At 72.2% G+C, this 10,014-nt stretch carries 9 protein-coding genes; 8 read left to right on the top strand and 1 reads right to left on the bottom strand.

Annotation, left to right across the window (positions count from 1 at the left end; all coding sequences use genetic code 11):
- Positions 1 to 133: 133 nt before the first annotated feature.
- Positions 134 to 301: a hypothetical protein gene (locus ACIQG9_RS25220; protein WP_400406887.1), complete on the bottom strand. Its 168-nt coding sequence runs from the start codon at positions 299 to 301 to the stop codon at positions 134 to 136.
- Positions 302 to 673: 372 nt separating this feature from the next.
- Between ACIQG9_RS25220 and ACIQG9_RS25215 the strand changes: the two genes are divergently transcribed.
- The 8 genes from ACIQG9_RS25215 to ACIQG9_RS25180 all read left to right on the top strand — a co-directional run bounded on the left by ACIQG9_RS25215 (position 674) and on the right by ACIQG9_RS25180 (position 9,913).
- Positions 674 to 1,606: an ABC transporter ATP-binding protein gene (locus ACIQG9_RS25215; RefSeq protein WP_400406884.1), complete on the top strand. Its 933-nt coding sequence runs from the start codon at positions 674 to 676 to the stop codon at positions 1,604 to 1,606.
- Entirely contained in the window at positions 1,606 to 2,424 is an 819-nt protein-coding gene (locus tag ACIQG9_RS25210) for an ABC transporter permease (RefSeq protein ID WP_400406882.1), read from the top strand. Before ACIQG9_RS25215 ends, ACIQG9_RS25210 begins: the two co-directional genes overlap by 1 nt.
- A 9-nt stretch (positions 2,425 to 2,433) precedes the next feature.
- Entirely contained in the window at positions 2,434 to 3,243 is an 810-nt protein-coding gene (locus ACIQG9_RS25205) for an ABC transporter permease (protein ID WP_400406879.1), read from the top strand.
- Between the two features lie 355 nt (positions 3,244 to 3,598).
- Entirely contained in the window at positions 3,599 to 4,777 is a 1,179-nt protein-coding gene (locus ACIQG9_RS25200) for an ROK family transcriptional regulator (RefSeq protein ID WP_400406877.1), read from the top strand.
- Positions 4,774 to 6,360, top strand: coding sequence for a sugar ABC transporter ATP-binding protein (locus ACIQG9_RS25195; RefSeq protein WP_400406875.1), 1,587 nt, complete (start codon positions 4,774 to 4,776; stop codon positions 6,358 to 6,360). The genes ACIQG9_RS25200 and ACIQG9_RS25195 overlap by 4 nt, the downstream gene beginning before the upstream one ends.
- Positions 6,361 to 6,391: 31 nt before the next feature.
- A complete protein-coding gene (locus ACIQG9_RS25190; RefSeq protein ID WP_400406872.1) occupies positions 6,392 to 7,510 on the top strand; it encodes an ABC transporter permease in 1,119 nt (372 codons plus the stop codon).
- Between the two features lie 118 nt (positions 7,511 to 7,628).
- Positions 7,629 to 8,684, top strand: coding sequence for a substrate-binding domain-containing protein (locus tag ACIQG9_RS25185; RefSeq protein ID WP_400406870.1), 1,056 nt, complete (start codon positions 7,629 to 7,631; stop codon positions 8,682 to 8,684).
- 20 nt (positions 8,685 to 8,704) lie between these two features.
- On the top strand, positions 8,705 to 9,913 hold the full coding sequence (locus ACIQG9_RS25180; protein ID WP_400406867.1) for a Gfo/Idh/MocA family protein: 1,209 nt from the start codon (positions 8,705 to 8,707) through the stop codon (positions 9,911 to 9,913).
- The last annotated feature ends 101 nt before the right edge of the window (positions 9,914 to 10,014 follow it).

Raw genomic sequence — 10,014 nt, 5'->3', positions numbered from 1 at the left:
AGGGGGGGGGGGGGGGGGGGGGGGGGCGGGGGGGGGGGGGGGGGGGGGGGGGGGGGCCGGGGGGGGCGCGGGGGGGGGGTCGCGGGGGGGGGGGGGGGGGGGGGGGGGGGCCCCCCCCCCCCGCCGCCCTGGGTCAGCTCGCGCCCAGGAGGTCCGGCAACGCCTTCGTGGCGCCCCGGCGCGGCGGCACCGGGGCGGTCCGGTAAGCGTTCTCCGGGCTGCTGCCCTTCGCGGCCGGGTTGGCCCGGGCCAGGTGCGCAGGCTGCGGAGCCAGGCCGTCGGGGGAGCGCAGGGATGACACGAGGCGGCACGATACGCGAATTGTGTAATCCAGGGAACATTGCTGATGCCAATTGCTCTCGGTAAGCGATTTTCGGCCCCAATCACGCAGCGAAATCGAATTGCGAGAACTATTCGACAAATACCTCCGACAGGCCCATTGACATCGGATGTTCGGATCGCCCGTCCGAAAACGATCTGTCCAGTATGGCGGGCAACGCCCGTCGTCCTGGTCGGCCGTCGGCCCGTGCGTCCGGCAGGGGCGCCCGTGCATCGCCGCACGTCACCGTGACCGTCGGTAGCACTGATACGTTCCGTGACGAGCCACCCGCCGCGCCGGCCGGCCGGCGAAACCCGGTCGAGGGTGTCGGACGTTGTCGGTAGGGTCGGCCAGGTGACCGACGCCCCGCCATTGATCCGCGCCCGAGGGCTGGTGAAGCGGTTCGACGATTTCACCGCCGTCGACGGCATCGACGTCGACGTCCCACCCGGTGAGGCGTTCGGCTTCCTCGGCCCCAACGGCGCCGGCAAGTCCTCCACCATGCGCATGATCGGCTGCATCTCCCCGCCCAGCGGCGGCGAGCTGCGCATCCTCGGCATGGACCCGGTCCGCGACGGCACCGCCATCCGGGCTCGGCTCGGCGTCTGCCCGCAGCTCGACAACCTCGACCCCGAGCTGACCGTCCAGGAGAACCTCACCACCTACGCCCGCTACTTCGGGGTGCCGCGCCGGGTGGCCCGCGAGCGCGCCGCCGAGCTGCTCGACTTCGTCCAGCTCACCGAGCGGGCCGACAGCCGGGTCGAGCCGCTCTCCGGCGGCATGAAACGTCGGTTGACCATCGCCCGCGCGCTGGTCAACGAGCCGGAGATCGTGCTCCTCGACGAGCCCACCACCGGTCTCGACCCGCAGGCCCGCCACCTGGTGTGGGAGCGGCTGTTCCGGCTCAAGCAGCAGGGCGTCACGCTGGTGCTGACCACCCACTACATGGACGAGGCCGAGCAGCTCTGCGATCGCCTGGTGGTGATGGACGGCGGTCGGATCGTGGCCGAGGGCTCGCCCCGCGCGCTGATCGAGCGGCACTCCACCCGCGAGGTGGTGGAGCTACGGTTCGCCGCCGAGTCGCAGGAGGCGTTCGCCGGCAAGCTCGACGGGCTGGGGGAGCGGGTCGAGGTGCTGCCCGACCGGATCCTGCTCTACGTGCCCGACGGTGACACGGCGGTCGCCGAGGTCGACGCGCGTGGCCTCACCCCGGCCTCGGTCCTGGTCCGGCGCAGCAGCCTGGAGGACGTCTTCCTGCACCTCACCGGCCGCACCCTGGTCGACTGATGGCTGACCGGGCGGGAGTCGAGACGGGCGGGCCGGCGCGGGTTCGGCCGATGCTGCCCCGGGTGCCGGCGCTGGCGGTGCTGGCCCACCACCTGACCGGCTACCGGCGTACCTGGCGGGCCGGGGTCTTCTCCTCGTTCCTGCTGCCCACGCTGACCGTGCTCGGCTTCGGCCTGGGCGTCGGCGCCTACGTCGAGCAGGGCGTCGGCGGGGTGCGCTACCTCGACTGGATCGTGCCCGGACTGCTCGCCTCGACCGCCCTCCAGGTGGCGGTCGGCGAGTCGACCTGGCCGGTGTTCAGCAACTTCCAATGGACCCGGACGTACGTCGCGCAGAGCGCGGCACCGCTGCGGGTCGCCGACATCGTCGGCGGGCACCTGGCCTTCGTGCTCGTCCGGGCGGTCACCGCCAGCGCCGCGTTCCTACTGGTCACCGGGCTGTTCGGGGCGCTGAGGTCGGGCTGGGCGGTGGCCACCCTGCCGATCGTGGCGCTGCTCTGCCTGGCCGTGGCCGCGCCGGCCTTCGCCTTCACCGCCGTGGTGCCCAGCGACAGTTGGCTGGCCATGCTGTTCCGCTTCGCGGTGATCCCGATGACCCTCTTCGCCGGGATCTTCTTCCCGGTCGAGTCGCTGCCCGGGGCGCTGCGCCCGCTGGCGTACGCGACCCCGCTCTGGCACGCGGTCGACCTGTGCCGGGCGGCCACCCTCGGGGTCGCGCCGCAGTGGTCGGCGGCCGGCCACCTCGGCTACCTGGCGGCCTGGGCGGTGGCCGGCTGGCTGCTCGCGGTCCGCGTCTTCCGTCGCCGGCTCGTGGTCTAGGAGCGTCGCGTGGTCACCCTCGTCCTGCCCCGGCTGCTCGACGTCTCCGGCGCGTCCCGCCGCTCGGCCTCGGTGGTCGAGCGCAACATCGCGACCCTCAAGCCGGTCTACTGGCTGCTGCTCGTCTCCGGCTTCGTCGAACCGGTGCTCTACCTCTTCTCGATCGGCGTCGGGGTCGGCCGGCTGATCGACGGCTTCACCCTGCCCGACGGCCGGCCGGTGGCGTACGCGGTGTTCGTGGCCCCCGCCATGCTGGCGGCGTCCGCGATGACCGGGGCGCTCGCCGAGACCACCTTCAACTTCTTCGGCAAGTTCAAGTACCTCAAGCTCTACGACGGCATCATCGCCACCCCGGTGCGCCCGTTCGAGATCGCCCTCGGCGAGCTGGGCTGGGCGATGGTGCGCGGCTCGGCGTACTCGGCGGCCTTTCTCGTGGTGATGGTGGCGATGGAGCTGACCACCGCCGTGCGGGCCGTCGCGGCGTTCCCGGCGGCCGTGCTGGTCGGCTTCTCCTTCGGCGCGCTCGGGATGGCGCTCTCCACCTTCATGCGGAGCTGGCAGGACTTCGACCTGATGGGGTCGGCCCAGTTCGTGCTCTTCCTCTTCTCCGGCACCTTCGTGCCCGCGGAGTCCTACCCGGCGGCGCTGCGCTGGCTGGTCGAGGTGACCCCGCTCTACCGCTCGGTGCACCTGATCCGGGAGGTGAGCGTCGGCGCGGGCGGCTGGTGGTGGGCGCTCGACGTGCTCTACCTGGGCGCGCTGACCGGGCTCGGCCTGCGGGTGGCGTCGCGGCGGATGGCGGGACTGCTCTACCGGTGAGCGGTTAGCGGGCGGCCCGACCTGGGCATCTCGTGGGCGACACCCGCCGACACGAGGAGGGGCGGCGGGTGTCGCTGATCGGCCATCCGTCGTCCGCTCCGCCCCGTCACGTCCGCCGTGGCGGGGCGGATCCGTGTCCGGCCGGTCGATCGTTCCGCCGCAGGTGGCGGGCTGTATCGCGGGCGTGCCGGATGGTCAACCTTTTCTTGATCCACTTTAAGCTTTTGTTCGTTCGGACAAAAGTTGGCGTCGGAACGACTGAAGCTATGGACAGGTGCCACGGAAGTCTCCTACTGTGTCGGACACAACACAACGGCGTGACGTCAATGTGAACCCTGAGGCGGAGGTGAGTCCCGTGCGGACGGCTGACCCCCTGCACGTGCAGCTTTTGCGGCTGCTCCGCGACGAGGGCCCCGCGTCCCGGGCCGAACTGGGCGACCGGTTGCAGATGCCCCGGCCCCGGCTGCTCGCCGAGCTGGAGCGGCTGGTCGGTCTGGGCCTGGTGGCCGAGGCCGGGCTGGCCGCCTCCCGAGGCGGTCGTCGCTCCACTCTGGTCGAGCTGAACCCCGGGCTCCGGTTCGCCGCCGTCGACATGGGCGCCAGCTCGATCGACGTCGAGGTGGTCAACGGGCGGCTGGAACCGGTCGCCGCGTACGCCGAGGCGGCCGACATCCGCTCCGGCCCGAAGGTCATCCTGCACCGGGTCAACGACCTGCTGCACAAGGCCCGGGTGGACGGCGCGTACGAGAAGCTGGACGGCGTCGGCATCGGCGTCCCCGGTCCGGTGAGCTTCCGCGACGGCGTGCCGGTGTCGCCGCCGATCATGCCCGGCTGGGACCGGTTCCCGGTGCGCGAGCTGCTCACCCGTGAGCACGGCTGCCCGGCGGTGGTCGACAACGACGTCAACATCATGGCGATCGGTGAGCGGCACGGCGGGGTGGCCCACTCGGTCGACGACTTCCTCTTCGTCAAGATCGGCACCGGCATAGGGTGCGGCATCTACCTCAGCGGTGAGGTCTACCGGGGCACCGACGGCTGCGCCGGGGACATCGGGCACATCCAGGTCGACGCCGGGGGGCCGATGTGCTCCTGCGGCAACGCCGGCTGCCTGGAGGCCGTGTTCAGCGGCGCCGCCCTGGCCCGGGAGGCCGCCACCGCCGCCCGTACCGGCGCCTCGCCGGCCCTGGCCGAGCGGCTCGCCGCGCGGGGCGCGGTCACCGCCCGCGACGTCGCCGAGGCGGCGGTCGAGGGGGACGTCACCTGCATCCAACTCATCCGCGACGGTGGCCGCCGGGTCGGGCAGGTGCTGGCCGGGCTGGTCAGCTTCACCAACCCGTCGATGATCGTGATCGGCGGCGGGCTGGCCCACCTCGGGCACATTCTGCTCGCCGAGATCCGCAGCGTGGTCTACCGCCGCTCGCTGCCCCTGGCCACCGGCAACCTGCCGGTCGTCCTTTCCGAACTCGGACCGCGCGCCGGCGTCGCCGGCGCGGCCGTCCTCGCCAGCGACGTCGCCTTCGGGGAGGCATCATGAGCGCCGAGTCGACTCCCGCCGGCGGGGCCACCCCGCTGGTCGCCGCCCCCGACGACACCGTCGTCGGTGAGGTGGTGCTCCGCCTCACCGACGTGGTGAAGACCTTCCCCGGGGTACGCGCGCTGGACGGCGTGCAGTTGGAGGTGCGGGCCGGCGAGGTGCACTGCCTGCTCGGGCAGAACGGCGCCGGCAAGTCCACCCTGATCAAGGTGCTCGCCGGGGTGCACCGGCCGGACTCCGGTCAGGTCGAGTGGCGCGGCGAACCGGCGAACTTCGCCAACCCGCAGGCCGCCATGCGGGCCGGCATCGCCACCATCTACCAGGAACTCGACCTGGTCGAGGACCTGTCGGTCGCGGAGAACGCCTTCCTCGGCCACGAGCCGAAGGTCGCCGGCTTCGTCCGGCGCGGGCAGATGGCCCGGCGGACCCGGCAGATCCTGGGCCGGCTCGGCCACGGCGAGATCCCGCCCGGCCGGATGGTCCGCGCCCTGCCGGCGGCCGGCAAGCAGGTGGTCAGCATGGCCCGGGCGCTGTCCCACGAGGCCCGACTGATCATCATGGACGAGCCGAGCGCGGTGCTGGCCCACGACGAGGTGGGCAACCTGTTCCGGATCATCCGGGAACTCACCGCCCAGGGCATCGCGGTCATCTACATCTCGCACCGGATGGAGGAGATCCGCGAGATCGGCGACCGGGTGACCGTACTCAAGGACGGCCGGACCACCGCGGCGAACCTGCCGGCCCGGGACACCCCGACCCGCGACCTGGTCGCGAGGATGACCGGCCGGACCATCGAGTACGTCTTCCCGGACCGCCCGACCGCCGCCGCCACCGGCGACGAGCTGCTGCGGGTCGAGGGGCTGAGCCGGACCGGCGAGTTCGCCGACGTCTCGCTCAGCGTCCGTCCCGGTGAGATCGTCGGCATCGCCGGGCTGGTCGGCTCCGGCCGCTCGGAGCTGCTGGAGACCATCTACGGCGCGCGTCGGGCCGAGTCCGGCACGGTCCGGATGGGCGGCCGGGCGCTGCGCCCGGGAAGCGTCGGCGCGGCGGTCCGGGCCGGCATGGGCATGGCCCCGGAGGAACGCAAGAGCCAGGCGCTGCTGCTCGGCGAGCCGATCCACCGCAACGTCACCCTGGCCACCTTCACCCGGTACGCCCGCCTCGGCTTCACCGACGCCGGGCGGGAACGGGCCGAGGCGGAACGGATCGCCGACAGCCTCCAGCTCCGGCCGAACGACGTGCGCCGGCCGGTACGCACCCTCTCCGGCGGCAACCAGCAGAAGGTGGTGGTCGGGCGCTGGCTGCTCGGCGACACCCGGCTGCTGCTGCTCGACGAGCCGACCCGGGGGGTGGACGTGGGCGCCCGGGCCGAGCTGTACCGGGTGATCCGCGAGCTGGCCGCCCAGGGGGTCGGGGTGCTGCTGGTCTCCAGCGAGGTGCCCGAGGTGCTGGGACTGGCCGACCGGGTGCTGGTCATGCGAGAGGGCCGGATGGTGCGCGAGGCGCCCGCCGGCGAACTGGACGAGAACACCGTGCTCGACCTCGTCATGGCGGGGTCTCTGATGGAAGGCGCGCCGGCATGAGCGAGCGCAGTGAGCGTACCGAGGTGACGGCATGAGCGAGGCGACCGGGACCGCGACGCCGGACCGGCCGGCGGACCTGCCGGCACAGTCCCCGCCGGTCGACCCGGCCGGGACGGCGGCGGCCAAGGAGAAGCCCGGCGCGGGCCGGTTGTCCTGGTGGCACGGCGACGGCGGCGAGGGCGCGAAGCGCAACCTCGGCCTGATCGGGGTGCTGGTGGTGCTGGTCGTGATCGGCGCCGCCACCCGCTGGGACCTCTACTCCAACCTCGACTGGGTGTGGGGCAACACGCTGACCATCCTCAAGCTGGCCTCGGTGGTCGGGGTGGTCACCGTCGGGATGACCTTCGTGATCATCGGCGGGGGCATCGACCTGTCGGTCGGCGCGATCGTCGCGCTGGCCGGGGTCTGGGCCACCACGATCGCCACCCAGAGCTACGGCGCGGGCGGCATGATCTTCACGGCGATCGTGGTCGGCGTGGCGGTCGGGCTGGTCAACGGGCTGCTCATCTCGTACGGCCGGCTGGTGGCGTTCATCGCCACGCTGGCCATGATGGTCGCGGCCCGGGGCCTGGCCGCGCAGATCTCCGGCAAGCAGACCCAGGTGTCGAGCAACACCCTCATCAACGGCATCGCCAGCACCGAACTGCTCGGCATCCCGCTGCTGGTCTACATCCTGGCCGCCGTGGTGGCCGCCGGCTGGGTGCTGCTCAACCGGACCACCTTCGGCCGGCGTACGGTCGCCGTGGGTGGCAACCCGGAGGCGGCCCGGCTCGCCGGCATCAACGTCCGCCGGCACACCCTGCTGCTCTACGCGCTCTCCGGGCTCTGCTGCGGCATCGCCGCGATCATGCTGACCGCGCAGGCCAACTCCGCCCAGGCGGCCATGGCCAACCTGTACGAGCTGGACGCGATCGCCGCGGCCATCATCGGCGGCACGCTGCTCAGCGGCGGCCGGGGCACCATCATCGGCTCCCTGCTCGGGGTGCTGATCTTCTCCACCATCACCAACCTGTTCGCCATCAACGGCCTCTCCACCGAGGCCCAGAACATGGTCAAGGGCGGCATCATCGTCGGCGCCGTCCTGATCCAGCAGGTGCAGTTCCGCAGCCTCACCCAGTTCCTCGGCCGTAACAGGGCCACCACCGCCTGACCCGACGGCGCCCGCCGGGCGCCGCACCGAACCGAGACCGTATTCCGGCGGCCACCCGACGGTGGCCGGGACCCGCACACCCTTTTTCACCCCACCACCCGTCATTCAGGAGGTCGTCATGACCCAGCCCCGTGACCTGTCCCGCCGCCGGTTGCTCCTCGGCGGTGCGGCGGTCGGCGCCGGCGTGCTCCTCGCCGGCTGCACCAGCAACGAGACAGCGCCGACCGCGGCGCAGACCAAGGCGGCCGACAACGCCGCCGGCGGCAACAGCGCCCCCGGCAAGAAGGTGACCATCGGCTTCTCCGCGCCGGCCGCCGACCACGGCTGGATCGCCGCCATCACCAACAACGCCAAGGCGCAGGCCGGCGCGTACTCCGACGTGGACTTCAAGACCGTCGAGGCGGGCGCGGACGCCGCGGCTCAGCGGGCCGCGCTGTCCACCCTGGTCGCGCAGAAGCCGGACGTCATCGTGGTGCTGCCGCACGATGGCAAGGAGCTCAACGCGTTCGGCCTGGAGGCGATGAAGGCCGGCATCCCGGTGGTCAACCTGGACCGGGCCTTCCCGGACGCGCTGGCCTACCGGCTCCAGATCATGGGCGACAACTACGGCATGGGCGTGGCCGCCGCGAACTACATCGTGGCCCAGCTCAAGGCCAAGGGCGTCAGCAACCCGGTCATCGGCGAGATCCCCGGCATCGACTCGCTGGAGCTGACCCAGCAGCGCTCCAAGGGCTTCGCCGACACCCTCGCCACGGCCGGCTTCAAGGTGGCCAACCGCCGGCCGGCGGAGTTCACCGCCGACTCCGGCCAGCAGGCCGCGACCGGCCTGTTCCAGGCGCTGCCGAAGATCGACGCGATCTGGAACCACGACGACGACCAGGGCATCGGTGTGCTGGCCGCCGTCAACCAGGCCAACCGCAAGGAGTTCTTCATGGTCGGCGGCGCCGGCTCGAAGAAGGCCATGGAGGACATCCAGGCCGACAACACGGTGCTCAAGGCGACCGTGACCTACAGCCCGTCGATGGCCTCCTCGGCCATCTCCCTGGCGCGCCTGATCGCCCAGGGCAAGGGCATGTCCGACCTGGTGGAACTCCAGGTGCCCAAGGAGATCGTGCTCGCCTCGGAGACGATCACCAAGGAGAACGCGAGCAACTACCTCAAGCTCGGGTTCTGACACACGGGGGGAGACCCACCTTGTCCACTCACCACAGCGAACTGCGGGTCGGCATGATCGGCTACGCGTTCATGGGCGCCGCGCACTCGCAGGCCTGGCGCACCGTGAACCGGGTGTACGACCTGCCGGCCCGGGTCCGGATGGCGATGGTCTGCGGCCGGGACGCCGCGAAGGTCGCCGAGGCGGCCGACCGGCTCGGCTGGGACGCGCACACCACAGACTGGCGCGCCCTGGTCACCTCGGACGAGATCGACGTGGTCGACATCTGCACACCGGGGGACAGTCACGCCGAGATCGCGCTCGCCGCGCTCGCCGCCGGTAAGCACGTGATCTGCGAGAAGCCGCTGGCCAACACGGTGGCCGAGGCGCGGGCGATGACCGCCGCCGCGGCCACCGCCGGCGCCGCCGGGGTCCGGTCCATGTGCGGGTTCAACTACCGCCGGGTGCCCGCCGTCGCCATGATGCGGCAGCTCGTCGCCGAGGGACGGCTCGGAGTGATCCGGCACGTCCGGGCGGCGTACCTGCAGGACTGGATCGTCGACCCGCAGTTTCCGCTGGTCTGGCGGTTGCAGAGGGACAAGGCGGGCTCCGGTGCGCTCGGCGACATCGGGGCGCACATCATCGACCTGACCCAGTACGTCACCGGACAGCGGATCACCGGGGTCAGCGCGGTCACCGAGACGTTCGTCAAGGAACGGCCGCTGCCGGCCGGCTCCAGTGGCCTGGCCGCGCAGGCCGACGGCAGCGGGACGGCGACCGGCACGGTCACCGTCGACGACGCCGCGGTGTTCGTGGCCCGGCTCGACGACGGCTCGCTGGCCACGTACGAGGCGAGCCGGTTCGCCACCGGCCGCAAGAACGCCCTCCGGGTGGAGATCAACGGTTCGCTCGGCTCGGTGGTGTTCGACCTGGAACGCCTCAACGAGCTGGAGTTCTACGACGCTGCCCGGCCGACCGCCGAGCAGGGATTCACCCGGATCCTGGTGACCGAGGCCGAGCACCCGTACATGTCGGCGTGGTGGCCGCCGGGCCACATCATCGGCTACGAGCACTCCTTCACCCACCAGATGCGCGACTTCGTCGAGGCGGTCGCCACCGGCGCCGACCCGACGCCGTCCTTCGCCGACGCGTTGCAGGTCCAGCTCGTGCTGGACGCGGTGACCCGGTCGGCAGAGCTCGGGTCGCAATGGACCGACGTCGAGCCGGCACTGGCCGCGCTCGCCGTCTGACCAGCCACCTCCGACGCCGACCGGCGAGGGACCGGCCGCGGTTGCGCCCCGCGGCCGGGCCGGGGTCGGCACGGAGGGCGTGCGCTCGGGCCACCCGGCCC

It is taken from the genome of Micromonospora sp. NPDC092111 (assembly GCF_044755745.1).
Lineage (GTDB): Bacteria > Actinomycetota > Actinomycetes > Mycobacteriales > Micromonosporaceae > Micromonospora.
The sequence above is the reverse complement of the archived record's forward strand: the minus strand, read 5'-3'. Positions and strand labels throughout refer to the sequence as shown.